Genomic DNA, 24,258 nt, shown 5'->3' with positions numbered 1-24,258 from the left:
ATGTCGTCCTCTTCTCCTCCCGGCAACGATCACAATCCCCCCTCTGCGCAGGGCAAGCGGCCTTCCTTTCAGGGCAAGCGGGTCGTGGTGGCCCTGCTGATCGGCATGGTGATCGGCTGGGCCGTGGGACTGTTCATGGAATCGATCGTGCAGCATTCCCCCACCTCAATCGATCCAGGTGATCTGGTCTGGCTGCGTCGCCTGCTGGCGGCGGCCGGGGCCCTGAGCGGGCTGGCGATCGAAGCGATGCGTCAACTGCAGGCCGCCAATCCCGATCCGATTTACCATCAAAATCGCCAGGGTGTGCGGCGCAGATGGTGATCAGAGAGATGGTGATCAGAGCCGATCACGCCTATCCTCCGCCCAGCCTCCAGGATTCTGTGAAGTCGCTCGTTGCCCTCAGGTTCGGAGCCGGGCTGGTGGCGCTGACATTGCCCCTGCAGGCCTGCAGCCCACCGAAGCCGCCGCCACCGCAGGCGCCCCTGGTGCAGATCGAGCAGCCCACACCACGCACGTTCAACGATCAGGCCACCTACCAGAGCACGCTTGAGGCGATCCGGGATCTGAAGCTTGCGGCTGAGATTGATGGGCGGATTGTGGCGATGCCGATGCGGGAGGGGCAGAGCGTCAGCCAGGGCCAGCCCCTGTTCCGGCTGGATCAGGTGCAGCAGCGAGCCGAGGTGGATGCGGCGGCCTCCGAGGCCCGCAGGGACCTGGTGAACGCCCAGCGCTTCATCTTCCTGAACGAGCAGGGAGCTGTCTCCACCCTGCAGCGTGACTATTACGTCACGCAGGCTCTCACAAGCCGGGACAAGCTGATCGGCCAGCAGGCCACCCTGGCCTACAAGGATGTCGTCGCACCGATCGCCGGCCAGGTCGGCAGCATCGCCTTCAAGCTGGGCGACTTCGTGCGGGCCGGCACCGTGGTGACCACGGTGATCGATAACTCCGTTCTCTGGGTGCGTCTCGATGTGCCGGCCTCCCAGGCCTGGCGGGTGCGCCGAGGACTGCCGGTGATCCTGCAACTGCCGGATCAACAGGGGCAGCTGGCCCGGGGCGCTCTCACCTTCGTGGCCCCCTCGGTGGACAAGACCAGCCAGACCCTGCTCACCAAGGCCACGTTCGACAACCGCGAGGGCCTGCTGCGCAACGGGCAGCGGGTGAGTGCCACGCTGGTGTTTGCCCAGGAGCCCCTGCTCTCGATTCCAGAAAGTGCGGTTCTGCTGCAGGCAGGCAAGACGTTCGTGTTCCTGGCACTGCCGGCGGCCGAGGCCAGCCGTCGACTTGGACGTCCCCTGGCGACCCAGCCCCCATCGGGCGCTCTGGTGGCTGTGCAGGTGCCGGTGCGGGTCGGTGCGCTGCAGCAGGGACGCTTTGCGTTGCTGGATGGATTGCAGAGCAGTGATCGCTTCATCCTCGGCAACCTGGCCCAGCTGCGTTCCGGCTCGGTGGTACGCACGACTCCGGCGGGGTCCGCACGTCCATGAGCCTCTCGGATACCTTTATCCGCCGCCCGGTGCTCAGCACCGTGTGCAGCATCTTGATTCTGATGGCTGGCATCATCAGCCTGCCGCTGCTGCCGATTGAGAACCTGCCCAACATCGCGCCGCCCACCATTGCGGTGACGGCCAACCTGCCGGGTGCCGATGCCCTCACGGTTGAGAGCGCCGTGACCGGACCTCTGGAGGAGCAGATCAATGGGGCGCCGGGGATGGATTACATCACCTCCAACAGCACCAGCCAGGGGGTGAGCCAGATCAATGTCTATTTCAAGCCGACCAGCAACGCCGATATTGATCAGGTCAATGTGCTGAACCGTGTGCAGACGGCCACGGCCCAGCTGCCGGCGCAGGTGAATGCCCAGGGCATCACGGTGCAGCAGACGGCGTCCAGTTATCTGTTGGTTTATAATCTTACGTCCACCAAGGGCCAATTCGACCGCAATTACCTCAACGGTCTGTTTCAGCTCAACCTCCTCTATCCCCTCAGTCGTGCCGATGGGGTGGGGCAGGTCAATGTTTTTGGAGCCAGCGATCCTGCCTTTCGCCTTTGGGTCGATCCCCTCAAGCTGGCTCGCTTCAATCTCAGCATCAGTGATGTGATTGATGCTCTCAGCTCCCAGAACCAGGTGGTGATCGCCGGCAGCATCGGCGGCCCCCCCTCGGTGCAGGACAATCGCCTCACCTACCCGTTGCTGGTCAACGGTAACCTTGAAACAGTCCAGGAGTTTGAGAACCTCATCCTGGCCAAAGGCCCGGGCGGGAGCCAGACGGCTGAGGGATCTGATGGCGGCCTGATTCGTCTGTCGGATGTGGGCCGTGCCGAATACGCGTTCCAGAACTTCTACCAATCAGCGATCAACGCCAAGACCGGCTATCCCTGCGTTGGTTTTGGTGTGATCCAGCTGCCCGGTAGCAATGCGATCTCAACCGCAAAATCGGTGGATACTGTTCTCAAGCAGTTTGAAAGTACCCTGCCTCCAGGCGTGCGGCTTGAAAAGGTCTTCGATCAGACTGATTTTATCAATGGCTCCATCGAAGCGGCGCTCGATGCCCTGCGCGATGCCGTTGTGCTGGTGCTGTTGATCATCTTCCTCTTCCTTCAAGACTGGAAGGCCACGGCCGTGCCTGCCCTGGCCCTGCCGATCGCCCTGCTCGGCGCCCTGGTCTTCGTCAAGGCGTTCGGATTCTCGATCAACGAACTCACCCTGCTGGGGATCATTCTGGCCACCGGCCTGGTGGTGGACGACGCCATCGTGGTGGTGGAAGCGGTCTCGGCCCGCATCGAAGCAGGCGACCCGCCGTTCAAGGCGGCCTCAAATGCGATGAAGGAACTCACCGGCGCGATTCTGGCCACGGCGCTGGTGCTGCTGGCTGTGTTCATTCCGGTCACCTTCTTCCCTGGGGCGACTGGCGTGATCTACCGCCAGTTTGCTCTGACGATCGTGTTTTCGATCCTGGTTTCCACCTTCAATGCGATCACCGGCAAGCCATTGCAATCGGCGTTGCTGCTGGGAGGCGGCAAGACCAATCCCACCGGATTGAAGTGGACCCTGATTGGAGCCGCCATCGGTGGGCTTTACGGCTATATGGTGAATGGCTGGGTCACGATGCTGCTTTTCGGATTGCTCGGTGCCGTGATCGGCACCTTCCTGCAGCCGATCTTCAAGGCCTTCAACGCCTTTTTCGAGCGCCTGGCCGCCGGCTATGCCCGGTTGCTTGACCAGGTGATCCGTCTGAGGCGCCTGGTGGTTGCTGTTCTGCTCGGTGGTGTGGTGCTCACGGGCATTGCCTTCACGGCCGTTCCCACCGGTTTTGTGCCCACTGAAGACCAGGGCTACGGGCTCGGCATCATCCAGCTACCGCCGCAGGCTTCGATCGAAGCAACTATGGAAGTCGCTGATAAAGCGCGAAAAATCATCGCCGAAGAACCTGAGGTCGTCTCTGGTGAGTTGATCGGTGGTACGGGATTCAATGGTGGAGCATTCAACCAGGCCATCTTTTTCTTCGGTCTCAAGCCGATTGAAGAGCGCACCTCGCCACAGCAATCCGCGCAGGCGATCATTCGTCGCTTCAACCAGAAGTTCCGTGAGATTCCCGGTGCCGTGGTTCTCTCCCAGTCTCCCGCTGCGGTGCCTGGGTTCAGCGCCCAGGGGGGATTCTCGTTTCAGTTCAACGACCTCAGCAATGGTGGCTATACGCCTACCGATCTCTCCAAGCTGTCTGATCAGCTGATCACCAAGGCGCGGGCCACGGGGGATTTCTTCAATATCTATACCCAGTTCGTCAGTGATGCCCCGGTCTGGCGGCTGGATGTGGATCGCGATCGGATGGCCTCGCTCGACATCAACTACGGCGATGCCATGGCCACTCTGGGTGCCCTGGCGGGAGGACGCTTTGTGAATCCCACCTATGAAGATGGTCAATACCGGCAGGTGTATGTGCAGGCCGAAGGAGAGAGCAGGAGTGTGGTGGAGGATCTGGCCAATCTCTACGTGACCAACGGCAAGGGACAGCAGATCCCCCTCTCCAATGTGATTCAGGCCCGGCTGGACAGCGCACCGCCGATTGTCAGTCACTTCAACCTCTATCGCACCGTGTTGATCCAGGGGGCCGAGGCGATCGGCAAGAGCAGTGGCCAGGCGATCGACAGCTTGGCCCAGTCATTCAGCCGGCTTGATTTCAGCAACATCGGCATGGATTGGTCGGCCCTGTCCCGCTCAGAGGTGCAGGCCGGTTCCCTGGCGATCCTGGTCTTCGCCCTTGGCATTGTGGTGGTCTATCTGGTGCTCTCCGCCCAGTACGGCAGCTACATCGATCCGCTGATCATCCTGATGACCGTGCCTCTGGCGATGCTGGGGGCCCTGGCCTTCCTGGTGATGCGCGGCCAGGTGAATAACGTCTATGCGCAGGTTGGGCTGGTCACCCTGATCGGCCTGGCCGCCAAGAACGGCATCCTGATTGTTGATCTGGCCAACCAGCGCCTCGAGCGGGGCGAATCGATCCCGGCGGCGGCCAGCGGAGCGGCTCGATCCCGCCTTCGCCCGATTCTGATGACGGCCATGGCGGCCCTGGCCGGCTTTTTCCCGCTGGTGATCGCCGATGGAGCCGGCGCCCTGAGTCAGCGCTCGCTTGGTTCCGTGATCTTTGGCGGCCTGCTGGTGGCCACCGTGCTCAGCCTGTTCGTGGTGCCTTCGTTCTATGTGCTGATGAAAAACCTCGAGCGCGACTGGTTTCCCGCCAGCGCCGACACCTCCGATCCCCTGGCCGACGATCCCGTTCCCGCCGTGCAGCCCCCGGTTCCGCCCCAACCGGCGCCCTGAGCGGCTCTTTCCCAGGTTCGCTGCCCCTGTGCCATGCCTCTCCCTCCTCCTCCTGGCTACCGCCGCGGCCGTCAGCGGCGCGTTGATCGACGCCGCATCGCCCTGGCCGGCACCCTGATGGCCTCAGCGGCGGCTGTTCTGGCGCTGCTGGCTCACCGTGCCATGCGCACCCCTGGCAGCCTGCTCACACCGATCCCGTTGGTGAAGTTGGCGGTGGTGGTGAGTGTGGCCGGCGCCTGCGGCAGCTGGGGTGAAACGATGCGGCAGCTTGCTCTGGTGGCGAAGCAAGATCCGGACTCAGATTCCTGGGGTTGATTGGGCGATGAGCCTGGCGGCTGAATGCCAGGTGCAGGTGGCAAGATGCTCACTCGCCGGCCTGCTGTGGGCTCACTTGATGGTCACTCATGAAGGCTGCCACCGGCTGGCGCGGCGCCGGATGACTGGACGTCATTTGTCTGGACGTCATCGCTGACTCCGGCCGAGGCGCAGGCCGGTGCTCTCGAGCGCAAAAACTCCTGCCGGACGCTGCTCAGGGTGGGGAAGATGTGATCGGCACCGATCGCTTCCAGCAAGCCCGCCCGTACCAATTGGCCGTAGAGATCCTGTTTCACCCGCGCCAGGCCCAGCACGATCTGCCGATGGCGGAGTTCCTGGATCAGCTCGATCAGCATGTCTGCCGCTGAGATGTCGATCTCCACGATCGCTTCGGCGTTGACCACGAACCAGGCCACCGGTGTGGTTTCGGCTTCGATCGCGGCGAGGGCCCGGCGGCGGAAGTGGTCGGCATTGGCGAAGCAGAGGGGCGCGTCGTAGCGGTAGATCACCAGCCCGGGCAGGGTGCGTGCTCCTGCCCAGTCGTGGATGTCGTGCAGACCCGCCAGCTGGGGCACCTCCCCCAGCACCGCATCGTGGGGGCGCACCAGCCGGCTGAACAGATCGATCACCGACAGGGCCACCGCCAGGGCCACACCCGTGAGCAGATCGGTGACCAGCACCCCCACCAGGGTGGCCAGGGCCAGCTGCCATTCACTGCTGCGAAAGCTGCGCAGGCGCCGGAATTCGCCCAGATCAATCAGCCGCAGCGCCGCATAGATCACGATGGCCCCCAGGGCCGCTTTGGGGAACAGGGCCAGCACCGGTCTCAGGACCAGCAGCACCAGGATCACCACCAGGAAGGCCACCAGGGAAAACACCTGGCTGCGGCTGCCGGCGGTGTCGCCGATGGCGGTGCGGCTGCCGCTGCTGCTCACCGGAAAGCCCTGCAGCAGTCCGTTGCCCAGGTTCACAGCCCCCAGGGCCAACAGTTCCTGGTTGGCATCGATCCGGTAACCGTTGCGAGCCGCGAAGGCCCGGGCTGTGAGCACGTTGTCGGAGTAGCCCACCAGGGCGATGCCTGCCGCGGTGGGCAGCAGAGACCTGAGTGTTTGAAGTGTTTCGCCCTTGGGCAGGCTCAACTGGGGCAGCCCCGCCGGGATTGGGCCGATCACCGCCACCCCCTGACGGTCCAACTGGAGGGCCGCCACCATCGCAGTGGCCAGAAGCACCGCCAACAGGGGAGCCGGCAGGCTGGGCCAGCGCCGTTGCAGCACGATCAGGAAGGCCAGCACCGCCGCCGCCATCACCAGGGTGGGCCCGTGCACCTCCGCGTGCCGCTGCACAAGCTCCTGGATCTGCCCACCGATCGAATCGGCCGCCAGGGTGAGCCCGCAGATCCTGCCCAGCTGACTGGTGATCATGATCACCGCCACACCGGCCATGTAGCCCACCAGGATCGGTTTGGAGAGCAGATCAGCCAGGAATCCGAGCCGGGCCCAGGCCCCCAGGCAGCAGAGCCCACCGACTACCAGGGCCAGCAGAGAGGCCAGCTCGGCGTAGCGGCCTGGATCGCCAGCAGCCAGTGGACCCAGTGCCGCGGCGGTCATCACGGCCGTTGTGGATTCCGGCCCCACCGACAGCTGGGGCGAGGAGCCCAGGAGCGCATAGAGCAGCAGCGGCGGCAGGATCGCCCAAAGGCCGGTGATCGGGGGCAGCCCCGCCAGCTCGGCATAGGCCATGCACTGCGGAATCAGGTAGGCCGCCACGGTGATGCCCGCCACCAGATCGACCTTCCACCACTCCGCTCGCCCCCGGTTGAGCGGCTGCATTCCTGGCGGCGGCCAGGACGGCCTCATGGGCTGGAGCCGATCATTTCACCGGGTACCTTGCCGCGGCCTTGTCCCTGCAGATGCTGCGGGCCTGGTCGATGTTGCTGCCGGCTTCAACCTGCTCCAGGAAGCAGGTGCAGGTGAACTCCCCCATGCCAGCGGGTGGGGTCTTGCCGGCGGCGCCCATGGCGGCGTTGAAGCCCGCCATGCAGAGTGCCTTCACCTGATCACCGTCGACGGCCCTGGCCGGTGCAGCCTGCCCGATCCCCAGCAGCAGCAGGGCCAGGCCCAGAACTCGCACGCTTGGCCATCGGGGCCGCTTGCCTGAGGCAGACAGGCGGCTTGTTGCGGTAGGCCGGCGGACTGTTGTGGCAGACCGGCGGACAGAGGGTGTGGTCATGCCGAGGAAATGGACCGCTACTCCGGAGGCTAGGAGCCGGGACGAGGCTGGTCAGTGTGGGCAGGAGATCACCGATCCAGTGATCACGGATCAGGCGATCACGATCAGGTGATCACGATCAGGTGATCACGGTGGGTCGTTCCATGCCGGTGCGCTGGCGGATCTCGGCCAGCTGGTCGGTGGCCTGGATCAGATCGCCCAGGGCCTTCTGGGGATCCAGGGTGAGGGCACCGCCGGCAGGCACGTAGCTCTCCAGATACACCCGCAGCGTGGCGCCCTGGGTGCCGGTGCCGGAGAGGCGCAGCACCACGCGGCTGCCGTCGTCCAGCAGGATGCGCAGACCCTGCCCCGCACTGGTGGATCCATCCACCGGATCGGTGTAGGAGAAGTCGTCACCGGCGGCGATCGACCGACCCGCGAAGCGCTCCCCCTTCAGGCTGGGGAGCATGGTCTTCACCCGGCTGTAGAGCTCTGCCGCGGCGCTGGAGTCGATCGCTTCATAGTCGTGGCGGGAGTAGTAGTGGCGCCCGAAGCGGGCCCAGTGCTGCGTCATCACCTCTGCCACGGAACACTGGCGGCAGGCCAGGATCTGCAGCCAGAACAGCACTGCCCAGAGGCCGTCCTTCTCGCGGATGTGGTTGCTGCCGGTGCCGAAGCTTTCCTCCCCACAGAGGGTGATGCGGCCGGCATCCAGCAGGTTGCCGAAGAACTTCCAGCCCGTGGGTGTTTCGAAGCAGGCGATGCCCAGCTCCCTGGCCACCACATCCGCCGCGGCGCTGGTGGGCATGGACCGAGCCACGCCGCTGAGCCCATCGGCGTAGCCCGGCGCCAGGCTGGCGTTGGCGGTGAGCACGGCCAGGCTGTCGCTCGGGTTCACGAAGCAATCGGCGCCCAGGATCATGTTGCGGTCGCCGTCGCCGTCGCAGGCGGCCCCGAAGCGGTAGGCATCGCCTTGCAGCAGCAGTGCGGCCAGCTCGTGGGCATAGGTGAGGTTCGGATCGGGGTGACCGCCGCCGAAATCCTCGAGGGGAATGCCGTTCCGCACCGTGCCGGCCGGAGCCCCCAGCAGCCCCTCGAACAGACGGGTGGCGTAGGGGCCGGTCACGGCGTGCATGGCATCGAACGCCATCGGGAAATTGCCGCGCAGCAGGGCTCCGATGCGATCGAAGTCGAACAGGCCCTGCATCAGCGCCACGTAGTCCTCGACCCCGTCGATCACCTCCACCTCGAGGTCGCCGACCCTGTGGCGACCGGGCTGGTCGAGGGGGATCGGATCGGCGTCCTGGATCCGGTAACCATCGAGCCCCAGGGTGCAGGTATAGATCGCATCGGTGACCGACTCCGGCGCCGGCCCGCCGTTGGCGCCGTTCACCTTGACGCCGAAATCTCCCTCGGGGCCGCCGGGGTTGTGGCTGGCCGAGAGGATGATGCCGCCGATGGCCTGATGGCGGCGGATCAGATGGGAGGCGGCTGGCGTGGAGAGGATGCCGCCGGTTGTGGTGATCAGCCGCGCCACGCCGTGGGCTGCCGCCATGCGCACGATCACCTGGATGGCGTGGCGGTTGCCGTAGCGGCCGTCACCGCCCACTACCAGGGTGCCGCCATCAACGCCCGGCAGCACCCGCAGGATCGCCTCGAGGAAACTCTCGAGGTAGTGCGGGGTCTCGAACTGGCGGCTGCTCTTGCGCAGCCCGGAGGTGCCGGGCTTCTGGTCGTCGAAGGGCCGCTCGAGCACCACTTGACGCACACCGCTGGTCATCACGTAAGCCGCAACAGGCCCACGCTACCCCTGGCCCCAGAACGGGCTGGCTGCCGCGGCCGTCGCTAGCGTTTTCTTACGTATTGGGGCGTCCTCCGCCTCAACTCCATTTCCTCCGGCTCACCCGTGCTGCCCTCCCCTTCCCGTTCTGCCGGCCTGGTCCTGGTGTTTGCGGCCAGTGTTCTGTCCCTGGTCCGGCCTGGCCAGGCGGCACCCATGGGGCTCGGCCCGGTCGACTCCTATCCCGCCGCGATCCAGCAGACCCGCCAGGCCGCAGAGGCGGTGCTCAGCCATGCCGGCAAAGAAAGCTGCCTGCGGGGCAAGCTCACCAACGCCCTGCTCAAACTCAGCGCCAGCTGTTCGGCCGCTGGCCGTCAGGGCGGAGCCTGCGAGCTGGCCGACCGGGCCATCGTGGTCACGCCCTGGTCGGTGCCTTTTATGGAGACCACCTCGCGCGCTCTGCTGGACGCCGCCGAGACTCCAGACTCTTCCGCTCCCTGAATCTGCTCAGCGTTGGAACGGTGAGGACGGTTTCCCGGTGCTCGGGGTCGGTTTGGCCGGGGCGCGGCAGATCGCCATCAGGTCCCCGGCCGCCCGGTTGAGCGCTTCTCGCCTGGTGTAGCTGTTGAGCGTCGTCACCTGGGAGCCCTCACGGATCTCCCAGAGCACGTCTTTGCAGGCGGCCGGCAGGCGCGGGTGATCCATCAGGCGATCGGCCTGGTCCCGGGCCGGCGTGCAGGTGGCGCTGTTGTTTTCACGGCCGCAGTCCTGGGCGGCCAGCTGCAGCTGGCGGAACACGGCGTTGCCGGGGTAGGCGGGAAGCTCGTCCGCCAGGGCGGCAGGCAGCGGCAGGCAGAGCAGCAGGGCGGTCAGCCGCAGCAACCGTTGCCCGATCGCTGACGGCCTGATCGCCGATAGCCCGTGGCGTGGAGCTCGGCGCCGTGCTGCTGTTCCCCAGGGCAGATCCAGCCGCGGATCCCCTGGGTTGGCGCCGGCAGGGGCAGAGTTGGGGACAGGGTTCTGAGCCATCACTCCGCTCGGGCAGGCCGTTGCATCATGGCGGGCGCCCACGATTCCAGCAGGCGCAGGCTCTCCAGCAGGTTCAGTGTGGTCACTCCCTGCCGCAGGGGTCGCTGCTGCTCGATCCAGTGATGGCGCAGGGCCGGAGCCAGCAGCGGAGCCCCCGCCAGCAGCAAGGCCCGCAGCCAAGGCTGCCCCTGCAGCAGCATTCCCCGTTCGGCCTCCTGGCGTTGCAGGGTCTGCAGGGTCTGGATCTCCGGCAGACGTTCGGCTGCGATCGTGGCCAGGGCGGCATCGAGCTGTGAAGTCGCTGGCTGGGCACCCTCCGCCAGGAGCGGAATCAGATGGTTCGCGGCAGCCAGGGCATCGCGTAGGCCCATATTGATCCCCTGAGCCCGCACCGGACTCATCGGATGGGCGGCATCCCCCAGCAGCAGCAGGCCAGGCCGATGCCAGAGGGGAGCCAGGCCCACCCGGACGGCCAGGGGCACCGGTGCCGTCGCGTGCACACTGCCCTTGCGCAACCAGGCCGCCAGCTCCGGTGGGCTCTGGCGGGCCCAGCACTCCGGCCAGGGGGCCGCCGCTTGTGGGTGCTGCCTCGGGTCTGTCGCCTCGGCGCGGTGGGGACGAACCCAGGCCAGTTGCGCTACGCCGGTGGCCCCGGTGAACAGGCTGAAGATCCCGGCTGGGCCCACCACGGTGGTGAACCAGTCTCCCTGGGGCAGCGGCGGAGCGGCAGAGGTCGTGGAGGCCCCTGGCAGCTGGAACCAGTGCAGATCGAGGGGGCTGCTCTGCTCCTGCAATTCCAGGCCGGCCTGGCGGCGCAGCGATGAGCTGCGCCCATCGCAGGCCAGCACCAGATCGGCCCGCAGCTCCTGGCCGTCCGCCAGCCGGACTCCCGCGATGCGACCGTTCTGCTCCAGCAGCCCAGCGGCAGCGGTGCCCCGCAGCACCTGACAGCCTGGACAGTCCGCCGCCCGCTCCAGCAGGCGCTCCAGCAGGGCCGGTTGGCTCACCAGGGTGCAGGCAGGGCCAGGGGTCAGGGGTTCCGCGGCCCGAAACAACTCCCGCCCATCCAGCACAAACCGCCAGCCGGCCAGGGGCCGCTGGGGCAGTCCGTCCAGCAGGTCGGCACCGCCGATCTGTTCGAGGGCGGCCAGGCCGCTGGGCATCAGGGCCTCGCCGCGGAAGAGCCGATCCAGGCTCCGGCTGGCTTCAATCAGGATGAATGGAATGCCCCGCTGACTCAGCAGCAGGGCGAGGGCGGCACCGGTGGGCCCCCCGCCCACGATCAGAACCCGTACCGGCTGGCGTCTCACCCCGTCTGTGGCTGCGGAAGGGGGCGGGTCAGGTGAAGGAGTTGTAATTGAGACCGTCGCTGGGTTTGTGCTTGGCGCCGCCGCTGAGACCCTGCTTTCGCGCCAGCAGATAGTCGACCAACTCCTGCTGCAGGGCCAGGAGTTCGTTGGTGCAGCCGCGGAAGGCGGCTCTGTGGCGGATCTCGTCGTGCCGGGTGTGGAGATCCCGCAGCATCAGGTTGATCGCGTCCAGGGTGGCCGACGGGTTGGGATCTGTAGCGCTGCGATCAGTAGCGCTGCGATCAGTGGCGCTTGGATCAGTGGCGCTGCGGTTGGAGGTGGCTGGCTGCTCCACTACGGCTCCGGCTCGTCGCGGTCTGCTGGGATCGTAGTCGCGTGCCCTTGGCCGCATGTGCGTTGCAGCCGCTCGATCCGCCGCTCCAGCCTGGCCGTGATCCCCAGCTCGGCGCCGCTCCAGAGGCGATCAATCTCCTGGGTGAAGTGGCGGGCCAGGACAGGCGAGTCGATCACCAGCAGGGTTTCGTCGTTCTGGTGGGCCGCGGATGGACTCCAGTTGAAACTGCCGCTGATCACCCGTTTGCCATCGATCACGGCGATCTTGTGATGCAGCTTGTCGCCCCCGGCCAGCTGGGGGATGCCCACGCCTGCCAGCGGTTCCGTCCACTGGCGATTGCCAGCCTCGATCTTGCAGCGCCGATCCGGCAGGGCCACCCCCAGCAGATCGAGCACCTCACTGAAGGAGCGGTTGGCGAAGCCTGGGTCGGCCAGCACCCGGATGGCCACACCCTGCTGATGCCGCTGCGCCAGCACAGTCGTGAGGTTCTGGGCCGAGAACACGAACAGGGCCAGATCGATGCGCCGCTGGGCCTGGTTGAGCAGCTGACCCAACCAGCTCAGGCCGTTGTTGGGATCGCTGCGGCGATGGGGCGCAAACAGCACCTGCACCGGTGTGCCTTGCACGATCACCCGCTGCGGGGCGCCGCCCCCCTTGCCGATCCCGAACTGGCTGTCGGGCTTGCCGCCGGGGCCGTCTCCCCAGAGGCGTTCGAATTCCGCCAGGAACACGGCCGCCAGCTCCCTGCTCTCGAAGCGCAGCAGATGGTTGACGTTGCCGCGGGTGCGTCGATCGTCCGGGTCGCCGTGGATGCAGGACGGGGTGAAGTTGGCCGAGCCGGTCATCACCACACGGCCATCGACCACCAGGAATTTGTGGTGCATCAGGCCGCTGCCGGCGCTGCCGTCGGCGGTGTCGTCCAGCATCGGGACCCCGGCCCGCCGCAGGATCAGCAGGGCATCGCCCCAGCCCAGCGCCTTCAGCTGGGCCTGCCGATGGCGCAGGTGGGGCACCAGATCGGCGGGATGCTGCTCGCTCCAGGGGGTGCTGTAGGTGTTCTCCAGCACCAGCCTGACCCGAACCCCTTGCTGGTGTTTGCGCGCCAGGGCCTCAGCCACCTTCGGCAGGGACAGCTCCTGCACGGCCACGGCGATATCGCGATGGGCCGCCTCGATGGCGTTCAACAGCATGGCTTCGAGGTCGTCGCCCTGTCGCCATTGGCCGTCGATCGGGCTGCGGTAGTGGCCGGCGGTGCGGTGGTTGAAGCCCACATCAATGCCTGGCGGCAGGGGCAGGCGGGGCTCAGGCTGGCCCAGCAGCCGAGCGGTGGCGCTGCAGCTGCCCAACAGCATGGCCAGGCCACTGACCAGCAGCAGCGATCTCGCCGGCGGCCCGGCGCGCCTGGGCTGAGGCTGGGCTGCGGGCGGTGGGACCAGGCCGGCCATGAACAAGGAGATCGCTGCTGTCAGCGTTCCCCAGGTCGGTCAACGGCAGGGTTGATCCTCGGCTGAGGGCTCAGTGGCCCGGCATTTCGGAGGTCCGCAGCATCAGGGCGAACCAGAGGCAGCCAATGGCCACAGCGGCTCCAACCGCTGCCTGCAGGCTCACGTGCACGATCAGCAGAGGGATCAGCAGGGCGAAGCTCACGGCACCCAGCACGGGCGTGATGGCCACGAGAACGCGCAGGCCGCGGCGGGGAGGAGAGGAGGTCATTGGGGGGACACGTCTGGTGTCAGAACCACTCGGGGGCGGCCTGGTTGGAAGGATTGCTGTTGTCTTCCGGGGTCAGCCGGCGGAAGTCGAGGGTGATGTTGCGCTTCTGCTCAGCGTCTGCGGCCACGGCCTCGATCGGGTACACCTGCTGGCCGTCACGGAAGGGAACCTGCACCCGGAAGGTGCCATCAGGGGAGAGGGGCACCTCTTCGCCGCCGATGGTGAGGCGGGCGGCGGGATCGGTGGCGCCATAGACAATCAACTCAGCATCGGCCACCAGCCAGAAGGAGCGCTGCCGCGGTGCCACTCCGCCTGCGCCCGACGCCTGGCGGCCGCTGGCCCAGATGCCTGCACCGGAGGCGTGGTGGCCCTGGTGATCGGCGCTGCTCTCATCGAGTTCATGGAAGGCCTCGGATCCACGGCCCAGCTTGCGCCAACGGGCGGTGGCCGTCTGATACAGCCGCTCGTGCAGGCCGGAATCGCTGCTCTCCACCGGTGCCGGCAGGGAGGTGGGGGAGGCTTCGAGGGTGAAGGGAACGAACTGGTCGAGGATCTGTTCGCTTGGATGCAGGGCAGGAACCCGGGCCACCGAGGAGAAGGCCAGGGAGATCCAGCCGCCGGCGCTGCCTTTGCGGTACCCGAGCTCGACCCGGTAATCACGATCACTGAGCGGCACCGGCAGATACCACTCAGTGGCATGGCTGTCGACCACCACTTCCTGCAGGGTGTGGGGATGGGCTGAGCCTCCAGCCAGGCCGGTCACATCGGCGACCCGCAGACAGAGCTGGTTGGCACCGGCCTGAAGCGCATGATCCAGGTCGTCTTCCGAGATCTCCCAGAACACATAGGCCCACTGGGGATCACGCGGCAGGAAGACCACACGGGTCTCGGCATCCGGTTGTGGGGCCGGGGTCATCTCGGCCTCGATCTCCTGCAGCGAGATGCTGCCCTCTTCGTGACGGGAGCTGATCGCGTTGAGCAGCTCTTCCTTCGATTTCCGGCTGTAGAGGCTGACCCCAAGATCGCTGGCCACCTGGCGGAGCTGTCGCAAGGTCAGTCGCGCCAAAGTGGTCAGTGACTGGCTCACAGCATCCGGATACGTTTGAGAAGCAGTTTGAAGGACTTTCTCCTCGATCAGTCGGTGCGGCCCGTTGCGGTCAGGATCCACTGACCAGGGCATGGCCAGCAAAAAGGCGGTGCCGAAGCACCGCCTTCTGGTCCGGAGGACCCGGTGACGTTGGGGTTGAAGTCTCAGCGGCCGATGCTGCGATAGGGAACCTTCGAGAGGTAATCCATGCTGGTGTTGCCGGCGGCGGCACCACGGGTGCGCATGGCGGGCAGGGTCCGCACCCAGGGGAGGTAATCCTCGGGGAAGCCGCCACGGCGTTGGCGTGAACGCTCGGGGTAGGCCTTGGCGGTACCGGTGTAGACGATCTGAGGGAAGCCCAGAATGCCGCGGTGGTACGCCTCGTACCGGGGTGAGGTGATGTTGAAGGGAGTTTCGCCGACGCTGCGGGAGCCAACCACGCGGTTGCGGTGGAAGGGAACCGTGTCGTAGCCGAAGTTGTCCAGGTACTCCTGGCTATCGAGGATGTCGTCCACCATGCCCCGGACCCCACGGGTCATCAGCACGGCCGACCAGGCGATTTCCTCGGATTTCCCGTAGGTCTGGCGACCCAGCAGCTTCTCCACCAGGTGGCGAGCCACGCGGTAGTTGCTGTTGAGGTTGTAGAAGCTGCGGGTGAAGGTGTCCGACAGGCAGAGGGAGCGGATGAAATCACGCACCGTGATCTGGCCGTCGCGCAACTGGCACTCAAGGGTGCGGTCGCGGTCCACCTTGAAAGCGTGGAAGAAGATCTGCCGGTAGGCGGCCTCAATCACGAAGTTCTGATCTTCGCGGTCCATGGCCTTGTCCATGGACACGGCCTTGGGATCCTCGTCTGAACCCACCCGGAGGGCATCCACGCGGGAGTTCTGCGTTGTGGGTGCGTACTTCAGGAGAGGAAGGGCCACGCGTGCTCAGGCATCCGTCTCGGGGATCGTAGAAGTGCGGCCCCGTCGCGACTCGTCGCCCCCAGGCAGGACTCACAGTCCGTAACGTTCGACACCGGCTTCAGCAGCCCAGACTTAAGCAGCCCAGACTTCACCAGCCCAGTGGAGAGAGCAGCTGTCCGTTCTCCGGTGCTTCAGCTCGGCTGGTTCCGGCGCTCGGCTCCAGCACCCGGGTCTCCACGCAGAACGACGCGGTGTTGGAGAGCCCCTCGACGGTGCTGGTGCGCAGCCGCACATCGGGCCCCGCGAAGCTGAACCGCTCCAGGCTGCTCATGGTTTCGTAGTCCGTGCTCAGCAGCAGTCCGTCGCGATCGTCCATCTGGAAATGCCCGGCCACCGGGGCCGTTTCGGCATAGCCACGGTCGCGCAGCAGCAGGCCGGCTCGGCCTTGCCCGTCGGTCGGAATCAGTCCGAAGACGCTCTCGCCTTCATGGGCTTCGCCGGCCTTGTCCCAGGCCATCGACCCGCTCCAGCGCACCCGACAGCCGCCCACCAGGCCGATCGGATCCTGGCTGTGCAGGGTCGCCACCGCCACCAGCAGGGGGTCAGTGGCGGAGAGTTCCACCACCTCGATGAAGGAGCCGCCCGCCTCGGCGCGGCGATGGAGCAGGTGGTGGCTGCTGCGCTGCGACCGCCAGCGGCCGCAGCTGAGGCGGAAGAAGCTGATGGCGTCGCTGATCGATCCGCTCACGGGACCCAGGGTTGCTGCAGCGATGATGGCAAGGCGCTCAGCTCGCAGGCGGTCGTGGGCTGTTACTTGGACACAGCTTTATTGGACAGAGCCTGTCGACAGCCTCGCCGTCGCCTGCTCGCAGCTCCAGCCGATCAGATCCTCCAATGTCAGGTCCAGCGGCATGCAGGCTCTCTGCCGGGCCAGGGCTTCCAACTGCTGCCCCAGCTGTCCCAACTGATCCAGGAACGTCTCGGCGAAGTCGGCATCGGCGGCGAGCACCGGCTGGGTTCGGACCCAGAGCTGCACCTGGGCGGGCTGCGGCAGTGGGCCGTGCTGCCTGCCGGCGATGGTCTGGAAGGTCCGCAGGCCGTGGGCCAGCAGGCGGAGGTGGTGGCGGTCGAGCACCGGCAGCAGGGTGGACTCGATCGACTCGAGCTCCTCAAGCAGGAGCGGGCCGCCGGCCGCGGGATCGGTTGGGCTCACTGCTCTGGGCTTGGCAGAGCGGCAGCCTCGTCGGTGGGCTCAGACCTGGGGGTGAGCCGGAAGCCGCAGGAATGGCCTTCCTGCAGGCGCCAGTGCACCCGCTCGACGCTGCAATCGGGGAAGGTGTGGCGGATCATCTGCAACTCCTGATCACAGACGCAGGGGAACTGTTCGGCGATCCGCATCACCGAACAGTGGTATTCGCTGAAGACCCAGCTGTCGTCGTCTGCCACGCACTCAGCCACGTAGCCCTCACCCCGCCTCAGTTCGACCAGTCGATCCAGGCGCTGCGGCAGGCTGCCAACACCGATCTGAAGCTGGTAATCGGCGGCCTTGTCGATCGCCTGGCGGTTGAGCAGGGCCTTGATCGTGTCGGGCGGAAGGCTACTGGCCATCGAGGTCAGCAGGCTGAGGGTGAACTGCTCGCTGTCGTTCGGGAACTGGTTGTGGCCGCTGGCGGTGAGGCTCCAGTGATTGCAGGGGCGGCCAGGGCCATCCTGGGACGGGCTCGACGCGACCAGTCCTTCCTCTTCGAGGCTGCGCAGGTGGCGGCGCATCACCTGCACGGACACCGCCAGCTTCTGGGCCAGGGTCGCGGCAGTCGCATGGCCAAGGCGCAGCAACAGTGTGAGCGCCGCCTCGCGGGTGCTGGCCTGGTTCGATACCGGGGCTGGGGCGGTCATGGCTGGCCACTGACCGCCACACCATGCCACGCACAACAGGGGGATGGGGGCCGCGTTGCGGCAGTCGTGGGGTCACAATGAACCTTCACCCCAAGGCTCGGACCCCTGCCCTAGGCTCGGGCAGATACGAAACCAGCTGGTTTCGTATCTGAGTGATCCGTCCTGGGCTGGGTGCCCTCTACCTCCTGCTTCATGTCCGACGCCGCTGCCGCCCCCTCCGCTGACAGCCTTGAGGTGATCCGCAAGTTCGCGGAAACCTATGCCCAGCGCACGGGTACCTATTTCTGCAGCGATCCGGGGGTGACGGCCGTGGTGCTGGAGGGGCTGGCCCGCCATAAGGATGACCTCGGCGGTGCGCTCTGCCCCTGCCGCCACTACGAGGACAAGCAGGCCGAGGTCTCCCAGGCCTTCTGGAACTGCCCCTGCGTCCCCATGCGTGAGCGCAAGGAGTGCCACTGCATGCTGTTCCTCACCGAGGACAACCCCTTCCGGGGCGACAGCCAGACGATCAGCATGGAAGAGATCCACAGCCATACCTCCGGCTGAGCACTGCTAAAAACCGTCCGCCGCATCCATCCATGAGCAGCACCGCCACCGTTGGGGATCTGGTTTCGCAGCCGTATAAGTACGGCTTCGTCACCGATATCGAGACCGACAAGATCCCCAAGGGGCTCAGTGAAGATGTGGTGCGGCTGATTTCTGCCAAAAAGCAGGAGCCAGACTTCCTGCTGCAGTTTCGTCTGCGCGCCTACCGGCAGTGGCTGGAGATGGCTTCCCCGGACTGGGCTGCCCTGGGTTTCTCACCGATCGACTACCAGGAGATCATCTATTACGCGGCACCACGGCAGCAGGAGAAAAAAGCCAGCCTGGATGAGGTGGACCCCAAGCTTCTCGAGACCTTTGACAAGCTCGGCATCCCCTTGAGCGAGCAGAAACGGCTCTCGAATGTGGCCGTGGATGCGGTGTTCGACAGTGTCTCGATCGCCACCACCTACCGCGAGAAGCTGGCCGAGCATGGGGTGATCTTCTGCTCAATCAGCGAGGCGGTCAAGGATTTCCCCGCTCTGATTGAGCAGTATCTCGGCACAGTGGTGCCCAGCAACGACAATTACTTCGCGGCTCTGAACTCAGCTGTGTTCAGTGATGGCTCGTTCGTGTTCATCCCGAAGGGGGTGGAATGCCCGATGGAGCTCTCCACCTATTTCCGCATCAATTCCGGCGACACCGGCCAGTTCGAGCGCACCTTGATCGTGGCGGAAGCGGGAGCTTCGGTCAGCTACCTCGAGGGTTGCACGGCGCCGATGTTTGACACCAACCAGCTCCATGCCGCGGTTGTGGAACTGGTCACGCTTGAGGATGCTGCGATCAAGTATTCCACCGTGCAGAATTGGTATGCCGGTGATGAGCATGGCAAGGGTGGCATCTATAACTTTGTCACCAAGCGCGGCCAGTGCCGCGGCGCGCGCAGCAAGATCAGCTGGACCCAGGTGGAAACCGGCTCGGCGATCACCTGGAAATACCCCAGTTGTGTGCTTCAAGGGGCTGATTCCGTGGGTGAGTTTTATTCCGTCGCCCTGACCAACAACTGTCAGCAGGCCGATACCGGCACCAAGATGATTCACGTGGGTCCGCGCACCCGCTCCACGATTGTGAGCAAAGGCATCAGTGCCGGGCGCTCCTCCAACAGTTATCGCGGTCTTGTGCAGGTGGGTCCCAAAGCCGTGGGAGCCAAGAATTACAGCCAGTGCGATTCGATGCTGATCGGCGATCAGGCCGCTGCCAACACCTATCCCTACATCCGATCGCAGCAACCTGATGCCGCGATTGAGCATGAGGCCAGCACCTGCCGCATCTCAGAAGACCAGCTCTTCTATCTCCAGAGCCGTGGGATCGGCTTCGAGGAGGCGGTGTCGATGATGGTGAGCGGCTTCTGTCGTGATGTGTTCAACCAGCTGCCGATGGAGTTCGCGGCCGAAGCCGACAAGCTCCTCGCCTTGAAACTCGAGGGCTCGGTGGGTTGATCTCCTTCCACGGCTGCCATCCCTAGACAGCTGTCATCCCTAGACAACATTTTCTCCCTTCTGTTTTCCCTCTGCCTTCCCTGTTGCTGTGATCCGTTCCGACGCTCCCATTCTGCTTGAGATCTGTGATCTCCATGCCTGCGTCGAGGACAAGGCGATCCTCAAGGGCGTGAATCTCACCATCCGTGCCGGAGAGATCCATGCGGTGATGGGTCGTAATGGCAGCGGCAAGAGCACCCTGTCCAAGGTGCTGGCCGGTCATCCCGCTTATCAGGTCACTGGTGGCACGGTGCGCTACAGGGGCGAGAATCTGCTGGATCTGCCTCCGGAGCAGCGGGCCAGAATCGGGCTGTTTCTTGGGTTTCAGTACCCGATTGAGATCCCCGGGGTGAGCAACCTCGAGTTCCTGCGGGTGGCCACCAATGCCCGCCGGCTTGAGATGGGCGCCGAAGAGCTGGATACCTTTGCCTTTGAGGATGTCGTGCGCGACAAGCTGGCCGTGGTCCAGATGGATCCAGCCTTTCTGGAGCGTTCCGTGAATGAGGGCTTCAGCGGTGGCGAGAAGAAGCGCAACGAGATCCTGCAGATGGCCCTGCTGGATCCAATGGTGGCGATCCTCGATGAAACCGATTCCGGTCTTGATATCGACGCCCTGCGGATTGTGGCCGGTGGTGTGAACCATCTCGCCACGGCCGAGAACGCCACCTTGCTGATCACCCATTACCAGCGCTTGCTGGATGTGATCACGCCCGATTATGTGCACGTCATGGCCGCTGGCCGCATCCTTCGCACCGGTGGCAAGGAGCTGGCGCTTGAACTTGAGGAGAGGGGATACGACTGGGTCGATCAGGAACTGGCGGTCCTGGAGTCCTCAGCCCAGGGGCGTACGCCGGTGGAGGTGGGCTGATGGTGACCCTGCCCGTTGCCATGGCGTCCACGGCGGTGCGCTCCTCCTCGACGCTTGAGGCCTGGACAGGTGATCTGATCGCCTCCCTGCCCCCTGCGGCCGGTCCGCTGGCGCCCTTACAGGAGCAGGCCCGTGCGGCCCTGTTGGAGCTTCCTGCCCCCCATCGCCGCCAGGAAAACTGGCGCTTCACCGATCCGGCCCTGCTGGCGTCCACCTCACCGCGATTGCTGCGGCCTGAGCAGGGTGCCGGCACGGTGTCGCCCCATCTGCGCCTGCGTTTCGATGGCAGCGGCGACCCTCTGGATGGGGTGACTCTGCCCGCGGGGCTCGAACCGATTGCCGGGGCAGAACTGCATCAGCGCCTCGGCTCGGTGCTCGAGGCGACCGGGTGCGCCCACCACTGGCTGACCCAGCTCAACCAGGCCGCAGCCGAGCATGTGCTGGCCCTGCGCGTGTCTGGAGTGGCGCCGCCGCTGGAGTTGCTGCTTCCCGCTGGCGCCAGCGACGGGGTGCTGCCGCTGAGGGTGTTGCTGGTGCTGGAGGAAGGGGCCGAACTGGAACTGCTGCAGGTGCATACCGCCAGCGGTGCCAGCGCCACCAGCCTGGTGTTGGAAGCCCATCTGGGCCGTGGAGCCCGTCTGCGTCATGGGCTTCTCGCCCAGGGACATCCCCAGGCGTCGCTGCTGGCCCAGTGCGTCTACGCGCAGGAGAGTGGCAGCGACCTCAGCGTCGTGAGTGGCTGTGCCGGTTGGGGCCTGCTGCGCCTCGAGCCGCGGGTGAACCAGCTCGATGGTGCGGCCCACACCAGCCTGCGGGGCCTGCAACGGGTGATCGATCGCCAGATCGCCGACACCCACAGCCAGGTGACCTTTTCGGGGCCCGATGGCCAGCTCCAGCAGGTCCACAAAGCCGTGGCCGATGGCCAGGCCCGCAGCGTGTTCAACGGAGCCGTGCGGGTGCCTCGCCAGGCTCAGCGCACCAATGCCTCCCAGATCAGCCGCAATCTGCTGCTCTCGGATCGGGCGCGGATCGACACCAAGCCCGAGCTCGAGATCGTGGCAGACGATGTGCGCTGTGCCCATGGCGCCACCGTGAGTCGCCTGCAGCAGGACGAACTCTTCTATCTGCAGAGCCGTGGCATCGCGGCCGACCAGGCGGCCCGTCTGCTGCAGCGGGCCTTCTGTGAGGAGGTGCTGCGGGAGCTGCCGGCCATGGCCGCCGCCTGGCGGCCGATCGATCGTCTGCTGGGGGAGGCCTGAGCTGATGACGCCTGCTGCCGACGCTCTGCTGAAACTTGCATCTGCCGTCTCGCCGGTGGTGAGCGACACCGCCTCCCGAATCAACGCAGCGCCGAAGCCCCAGGATTCGCCCGTGGCGCCGCAGCCCTGCGAAGACCTGGCCAGCCTCACCCGGCCTGACTTCCCGCTGCTGGCCCAGACGGCCTGTCTCGGCGAGCCCCTGATTTATCTCGACCACGCCGCCACCAGCCAGAAGCCCCGCCAGGTGCTTGAGGCTCTGCAGCACTACTACGCCCACGACAACGCCAATGTGCACCGTGGCGCCCATCAGCTGAGTGCACGAGCCACCGAAGGCTTCGAAGGAGCCCGTGGCAAGGTGGCCGCCTTCGTGGGGGCGGCCAGTGCCCGCGAGATCGTCTATACCCGCAACGCCAGCGAGGCCATCAATCTGGTGGCGCGCTCCTGGGGTGAGGCCAACCTGCGCTCCGGCGACGAAGTGCTGCTGTCGGTGATGGAGCACCACAGCAACCTGGTTCCCTGGCAGCTGCTGGCTGCCCGCACCGGCTGCGTGCTCCGCCATGTGGGCCTCACCGAAACGGGCGAGCTGGACCTCGACGACCTGCGTCGCCAGATCAACGAGCGCACCCGCCTGGTCAGCCTGGTTCATGTGAGCAACACCCTCGGCTGCCTCAACCCGGTCGCGGAGGTGGCCCCCCTGGCCCATGCCGCCGGTGCGCTGCTGCTGGTGGATGCCTGCCAGAGCCTGCCCCACCTTCCTCTGAATGTGGCCCAGCTGGGCTGTGATTTCCTGGTGGGCTCTTCCCACAAGCTCTGCGGCCCCACCGGCATGGGCTTCCTCTGGGCGCGCGAGGAGTTACTCGAGGCCATGCCTCCTTTTCTGGGTGGCGGCGAAATGATTCAGGACGTCTACCTCGACCACAGCACCTGGGCGGAGCTGCCCCACAAGTTCGAAGCCGGCACCCCCGCCATCGGTGAGGCGATCGGCATGGGTGCCGCTCTCGATTACCTCCAGGGCCTGGGTCTGGAGCGCATCCACGCCTGGGAGCAGCGGCTCACCCGCCAGTTGTTCCAGCGCTTGCAGGCGATTGAGGGGGTGCGGATCCTCGGACCCACCCCGGAACAGCAGCCTGATCGGGGGGCGCTGGCCGCCTTCACCGTCGACGGCCTGCACGCCAATGACATCGCGGCCCTGCTCGATTCGGCCGGCATCTGCATCCGCAGCGGCCATCACTGCACCCAGCCGCTGCATCGCCTGTATGGCATTCCCGGTTCAGCCCGGGCCAGCCTCAGTTTCACCACCACTCCTGAGGAGATCGACCGCTTTGCTGATGAACTGAGCGGCACGATTGGTTTTCTGCGGGAGCACAGCTGAGCCGGCCGCTTCCGGGTTTCAGATTGGCTCCAGCTGGGCCAGGGCTTCGGCCCGCTGTGGGCCGTTCCAGCGCCAGGTCCAGCGCCAGCCTGCCGCCTCCGCCTGGCGCACAATCTCGGCACGATCGGCTGGGTGGTCCAGCTGATGGATGTGGTCGAGCACCTGGGTGCGGGCCTCGGCGGGCAACACCGACCATTGGCTGCGGATCCGGTGTCCATAGCGCCCCAGGTAATCCTGGCGGGATTCACCTGGATCGCGGAAGACATCAGCCCAGAGAAAGAGTCCGCCGGGGGCGAGGCGCTGGCGAGCCTGGCGCAGAAACTCCGCTTTTTCGCTGTCTGAGAGATGGTGCAGCGCGAAGGCCGTGTGGATCAGATCGACGGGTTCGTCGTTGCTCGCTGCCCAGACGCGCAGATCGGCCGCCTGCCAGCGGGTGGGATAGGGCACTGCTCCCAGGGCCTGGCGGGCCAGGGGCAAAACCTGGGCGGTGAGATCGATCCCCTCGTAGCCACCCAGGGGGAGTTGCCGCCAGACAGGCGCGAGTGCGCTCAGATCGCCGCAGCCCAGATCCACGGCAAGGGGCGGCCGAGTGCCAGGGGCACGAGCCTCAAGCCAGGAGCGCAGGGCCAGTTCGGTCGCAGCGGTGAGGTCAGCGTGCCCCATCAGGTCGTGCTGCACCACGGCCCGGTAGGTGCTCCAGTTCTGTTCGAACAGGTCCATCGGCACAGCAGAGGGCATGGTCACAGTCTTGTCAACAGGGCCCCGACCGCACGCTGCCTGGCCTGCCGCGTCTCCAGGCTTCGGAGATAGTCCCCTGTTGGGGGCATCGCAGCCTGGCCTGCTTGCCGAAACTGGAGCCAACGAAAGCAAGGAAGCCCGCCATGGCTGACCCCACCATGACGATCAACACCAGCAGCTGTCTTGGGCGCACCTGCCTGAAGTGGGGAGCCGATGGCGATCTCACCGCCCTGGATCTGAAATTGGTGTTGGAACGTCTGGCTCAGGTGGATGTGGATGTGGCGGCCCTGCTCCAGGGCTCTCTGGATCGCGAACCATGGCCATCGATCAGCTGAAAACCAACAAAAACCAACGGGGTTGTGCGCTGGTAACGAACTCCCCGCCGCGTCGCGCTGCGGGGATCACTGTGAATCAGCACTCCTAGGCTGGTATCACTCTGAGATGGAGGCCCCATGGCCACCTGCGACCGGCCGACCCTGGCTGCGACGGTTCCCGCTGCGGATGCCCTGCACCACCTGAAGGATCTGCTGCAACACGACCCTGCCTTTGCCAACGACCT

25 protein-coding genes are annotated in these 24,258 nt (G+C 65.8%); 11 read left to right on the top strand and 14 right to left on the bottom strand.

What is annotated here, in order from left to right:
• Genes KQ310_RS00140 through KQ310_RS00125 form a run of 4 tightly spaced genes read left to right on the top strand, consistent with a single transcriptional unit; the run spans position 1 to position 5,137 of the window.
• The gene (locus KQ310_RS00140; RefSeq protein ID WP_259719773.1) at positions 1-321 is read left to right on the top strand and encodes a hypothetical protein; all 321 of its coding nucleotides are present in this window, start codon (positions 1-3) and stop codon (positions 319-321) included.
• Between the two features lie 59 nt (positions 322-380).
• A complete protein-coding gene (locus KQ310_RS00135; RefSeq protein WP_259719772.1) occupies positions 381-1,487 on the top strand; it encodes an efflux RND transporter periplasmic adaptor subunit in 1,107 nt (368 codons plus the stop codon).
• Positions 1,484-4,822 (top strand): efflux RND transporter permease subunit, encoded by a 3,339-nt coding sequence (locus KQ310_RS00130; RefSeq protein ID WP_259719771.1) that lies wholly within the window; start codon positions 1,484-1,486, stop codon positions 4,820-4,822. The genes KQ310_RS00135 and KQ310_RS00130 overlap by 4 nt, the downstream gene beginning before the upstream one ends.
• 33 nt (positions 4,823-4,855) lie before the next feature.
• Positions 4,856-5,137, top strand: a complete 282-nt coding sequence (locus tag KQ310_RS00125; protein ID WP_259719770.1) for a hypothetical protein — start codon at positions 4,856-4,858, stop codon at positions 5,135-5,137.
• An 83-nt stretch (positions 5,138-5,220) separates the two neighbouring features.
• Here the strand turns inward: KQ310_RS00125 and sulP are convergent, their stop codons facing one another.
• The 3 genes from sulP to KQ310_RS00110 all read right to left on the bottom strand — a co-directional run bounded on the left by sulP (position 5,221) and on the right by KQ310_RS00110 (position 9,125).
• A complete protein-coding gene (gene sulP / locus KQ310_RS00120) occupies positions 5,221-6,993 on the bottom strand; it encodes a sulfate permease (RefSeq protein WP_259719769.1) in 1,773 nt (590 codons plus the stop codon).
• 13 nt (positions 6,994-7,006) lie between these two features.
• Complete coding sequence (locus KQ310_RS00115; RefSeq protein ID WP_259719768.1) at positions 7,007-7,267, bottom strand: hypothetical protein; 261 nt, start codon at positions 7,265-7,267, stop codon at positions 7,007-7,009.
• 217 nt (positions 7,268-7,484) lie between these two features.
• Positions 7,485-9,125, bottom strand: coding sequence for an alpha-D-glucose phosphate-specific phosphoglucomutase (locus KQ310_RS00110; protein WP_259719767.1), 1,641 nt, complete (start codon positions 9,123-9,125; stop codon positions 7,485-7,487).
• Between the two features lie 126 nt (positions 9,126-9,251).
• On the opposite strand from KQ310_RS00110, the gene KQ310_RS00105 reads away from it, so the two are divergent.
• The gene (locus tag KQ310_RS00105; RefSeq protein ID WP_259719766.1) at positions 9,252-9,626 is read left to right on the top strand and encodes a hypothetical protein; all 375 of its coding nucleotides are present in this window, start codon (positions 9,252-9,254) and stop codon (positions 9,624-9,626) included.
• Between the two features lie 6 nt (positions 9,627-9,632).
• Here KQ310_RS00105 and KQ310_RS00100 read toward each other — a convergent pair whose 3' ends face one another.
• From KQ310_RS00100 to sufR, 10 genes are all read right to left on the bottom strand, one after another.
• Positions 9,633-10,154: a hypothetical protein gene (locus tag KQ310_RS00100; RefSeq protein ID WP_259719765.1), complete on the bottom strand. Its 522-nt coding sequence runs from the start codon at positions 10,152-10,154 to the stop codon at positions 9,633-9,635.
• The gene (locus KQ310_RS00095; RefSeq protein ID WP_259719764.1) at positions 10,154-11,464 is read right to left on the bottom strand and encodes an FAD-dependent monooxygenase; all 1,311 of its coding nucleotides are present in this window, start codon (positions 11,462-11,464) and stop codon (positions 10,154-10,156) included. The genes KQ310_RS00100 and KQ310_RS00095 overlap by 1 nt, the downstream gene beginning before the upstream one ends.
• Positions 11,465-11,492: 28 nt before the next feature.
• Positions 11,493-11,798 (bottom strand): hypothetical protein, encoded by a 306-nt coding sequence (locus KQ310_RS00090; protein ID WP_259719763.1) that lies wholly within the window; start codon positions 11,796-11,798, stop codon positions 11,493-11,495.
• Positions 11,798-13,150 carry a phosphatidylserine/phosphatidylglycerophosphate/cardiolipin synthase family protein gene (locus KQ310_RS00085; protein WP_259719783.1) on the bottom strand — a complete coding sequence of 451 codons (1,353 nt, stop codon included), beginning with the start codon at positions 13,148-13,150 and terminating at the stop codon, positions 11,798-11,800. The genes KQ310_RS00090 and KQ310_RS00085 overlap by 1 nt, the downstream gene beginning before the upstream one ends.
• Before the next feature lie 163 nt (positions 13,151-13,313).
• Entirely contained in the window at positions 13,314-13,511 is a 198-nt protein-coding gene (locus KQ310_RS00080) for a hypothetical protein (RefSeq protein WP_259719762.1), read from the bottom strand.
• A gap of 19 nt (positions 13,512-13,530) precedes the next feature.
• Positions 13,531-14,598 carry a DUF4912 domain-containing protein gene (locus KQ310_RS00075; protein ID WP_259719761.1) on the bottom strand — a complete coding sequence of 356 codons (1,068 nt, stop codon included), beginning with the start codon at positions 14,596-14,598 and terminating at the stop codon, positions 13,531-13,533.
• Between the two features lie 164 nt (positions 14,599-14,762).
• Positions 14,763-15,524, bottom strand: coding sequence for a phycobilisome rod-core linker polypeptide (locus tag KQ310_RS00070; RefSeq protein ID WP_259719760.1), 762 nt, complete (start codon positions 15,522-15,524; stop codon positions 14,763-14,765).
• A 130-nt stretch (positions 15,525-15,654) separates the two neighbouring features.
• On the bottom strand, positions 15,655-16,254 hold the full coding sequence (locus KQ310_RS00065) for a phycobiliprotein lyase (RefSeq protein WP_259719759.1): 600 nt from the start codon (positions 16,252-16,254) through the stop codon (positions 15,655-15,657).
• A gap of 78 nt (positions 16,255-16,332) precedes the next feature.
• The gene (locus KQ310_RS00060) at positions 16,333-16,719 is read right to left on the bottom strand and encodes a hypothetical protein (protein WP_259719758.1); all 387 of its coding nucleotides are present in this window, start codon (positions 16,717-16,719) and stop codon (positions 16,333-16,335) included.
• Positions 16,716-17,402 (bottom strand): iron-sulfur cluster biosynthesis transcriptional regulator SufR, encoded by a 687-nt coding sequence (gene sufR, locus KQ310_RS00055; RefSeq protein WP_259719757.1) that lies wholly within the window; start codon positions 17,400-17,402, stop codon positions 16,716-16,718. The genes KQ310_RS00060 and sufR overlap by 4 nt, the downstream gene beginning before the upstream one ends.
• 192 nt (positions 17,403-17,594) lie before the next feature.
• On the opposite strand from sufR, the gene KQ310_RS00050 reads away from it, so the two are divergent.
• The 5 genes from KQ310_RS00050 (at position 17,595) to KQ310_RS00030 (ending at position 22,961) form a co-directional block, all read left to right on the top strand.
• Entirely contained in the window at positions 17,595-17,948 is a 354-nt protein-coding gene (locus KQ310_RS00050) for a ferredoxin-thioredoxin reductase catalytic domain-containing protein (protein ID WP_259719756.1), read from the top strand.
• A gap of 32 nt (positions 17,949-17,980) precedes the next feature.
• Positions 17,981-19,423: a Fe-S cluster assembly protein SufB gene (gene sufB / locus KQ310_RS00045; protein WP_259719755.1), complete on the top strand. Its 1,443-nt coding sequence runs from the start codon at positions 17,981-17,983 to the stop codon at positions 19,421-19,423.
• Positions 19,424-19,511: 88 nt separating this feature from the next.
• Entirely contained in the window at positions 19,512-20,330 is an 819-nt protein-coding gene (gene sufC / locus KQ310_RS00040; protein WP_259719754.1) for a Fe-S cluster assembly ATPase SufC, read from the top strand.
• The gene (gene sufD, locus KQ310_RS00035) at positions 20,330-21,589 is read left to right on the top strand and encodes a Fe-S cluster assembly protein SufD (protein WP_259719753.1); all 1,260 of its coding nucleotides are present in this window, start codon (positions 20,330-20,332) and stop codon (positions 21,587-21,589) included. The genes sufC and sufD overlap by 1 nt, the downstream gene beginning before the upstream one ends.
• Before the next feature lie 4 nt (positions 21,590-21,593).
• Positions 21,594-22,961 carry a SufS family cysteine desulfurase gene (locus tag KQ310_RS00030; protein ID WP_259719752.1) on the top strand — a complete coding sequence of 456 codons (1,368 nt, stop codon included), beginning with the start codon at positions 21,594-21,596 and terminating at the stop codon, positions 22,959-22,961.
• Between the two features lie 18 nt (positions 22,962-22,979).
• Here the strand turns inward: KQ310_RS00030 and KQ310_RS00025 are convergent, their stop codons facing one another.
• A complete protein-coding gene (locus KQ310_RS00025; protein WP_259719751.1) occupies positions 22,980-23,699 on the bottom strand; it encodes a class I SAM-dependent methyltransferase in 720 nt (239 codons plus the stop codon).
• A 143-nt stretch (positions 23,700-23,842) separates the two neighbouring features.
• On the opposite strand from KQ310_RS00025, the gene KQ310_RS00020 reads away from it, so the two are divergent.
• Entirely contained in the window at positions 23,843-24,034 is a 192-nt protein-coding gene (locus KQ310_RS00020; RefSeq protein WP_259719750.1) for a hypothetical protein, read from the top strand.
• Positions 24,035-24,258 lie beyond the last annotated feature (224 nt).

This window comes from Synechococcus sp. CS-1328 (assembly GCF_025128095.1).
Classification (GTDB): Bacteria; Cyanobacteriota; Cyanobacteriia; order PCC-6307; family Cyanobiaceae; genus CBW1002.
The sequence above is the reverse complement of the archived record's forward strand: the minus strand, read 5'-3'. Positions and strand labels throughout refer to the sequence as shown.

Coding starts and splice junctions, on each gene's coding strand:
- KQ310_RS00020 (WP_259719750.1), top strand. CDS start 23,843: ATGGCTGACCCCACCATGACGATCAACACCAGCAGCTGTCTTGGGCGC.
- KQ310_RS00025 (WP_259719751.1), bottom strand. CDS start 23,699: ATGCCCTCTGCTGTGCCGATGGACCTGTTCGAACAGAACTGGAGCACC.
- sufD (WP_259719753.1), top strand. CDS start 20,330: ATGGTGACCCTGCCCGTTGCCATGGCGTCCACGGCGGTGCGCTCCTCC.
- sufR (WP_259719757.1), bottom strand. CDS start 17,402: ATGACCGCCCCAGCCCCGGTATCGAACCAGGCCAGCACCCGCGAGGCG.
- KQ310_RS00140 (WP_259719773.1), top strand. CDS start 1: ATGTCGTCCTCTTCTCCTCCCGGCAACGATCACAATCCCCCCTCTGCG.
- KQ310_RS00110 (WP_259719767.1), bottom strand. CDS start 9,125: ATGACCAGCGGTGTGCGTCAAGTGGTGCTCGAGCGGCCCTTCGACGAC.
- sulP (WP_259719769.1), bottom strand. CDS start 6,993: ATGAGGCCGTCCTGGCCGCCGCCAGGAATGCAGCCGCTCAACCGGGGG.
- KQ310_RS00050 (WP_259719756.1), top strand. CDS start 17,595: ATGTCCGACGCCGCTGCCGCCCCCTCCGCTGACAGCCTTGAGGTGATC.
- sufB (WP_259719755.1), top strand. CDS start 17,981: ATGAGCAGCACCGCCACCGTTGGGGATCTGGTTTCGCAGCCGTATAAG.
- KQ310_RS00080 (WP_259719762.1), bottom strand. CDS start 13,511: ATGACCTCCTCTCCTCCCCGCCGCGGCCTGCGCGTTCTCGTGGCCATC.
- KQ310_RS00130 (WP_259719771.1), top strand. CDS start 1,484: ATGAGCCTCTCGGATACCTTTATCCGCCGCCCGGTGCTCAGCACCGTG.
- KQ310_RS00125 (WP_259719770.1), top strand. CDS start 4,856: ATGCCTCTCCCTCCTCCTCCTGGCTACCGCCGCGGCCGTCAGCGGCGC.
- KQ310_RS00030 (WP_259719752.1), top strand. CDS start 21,594: ATGACGCCTGCTGCCGACGCTCTGCTGAAACTTGCATCTGCCGTCTCG.
- KQ310_RS00100 (WP_259719765.1), bottom strand. CDS start 10,154: ATGGCTCAGAACCCTGTCCCCAACTCTGCCCCTGCCGGCGCCAACCCA.
- KQ310_RS00085 (WP_259719783.1), bottom strand. CDS start 13,150: ATGCTGTTGGGCAGCTGCAGCGCCACCGCTCGGCTGCTGGGCCAGCCT.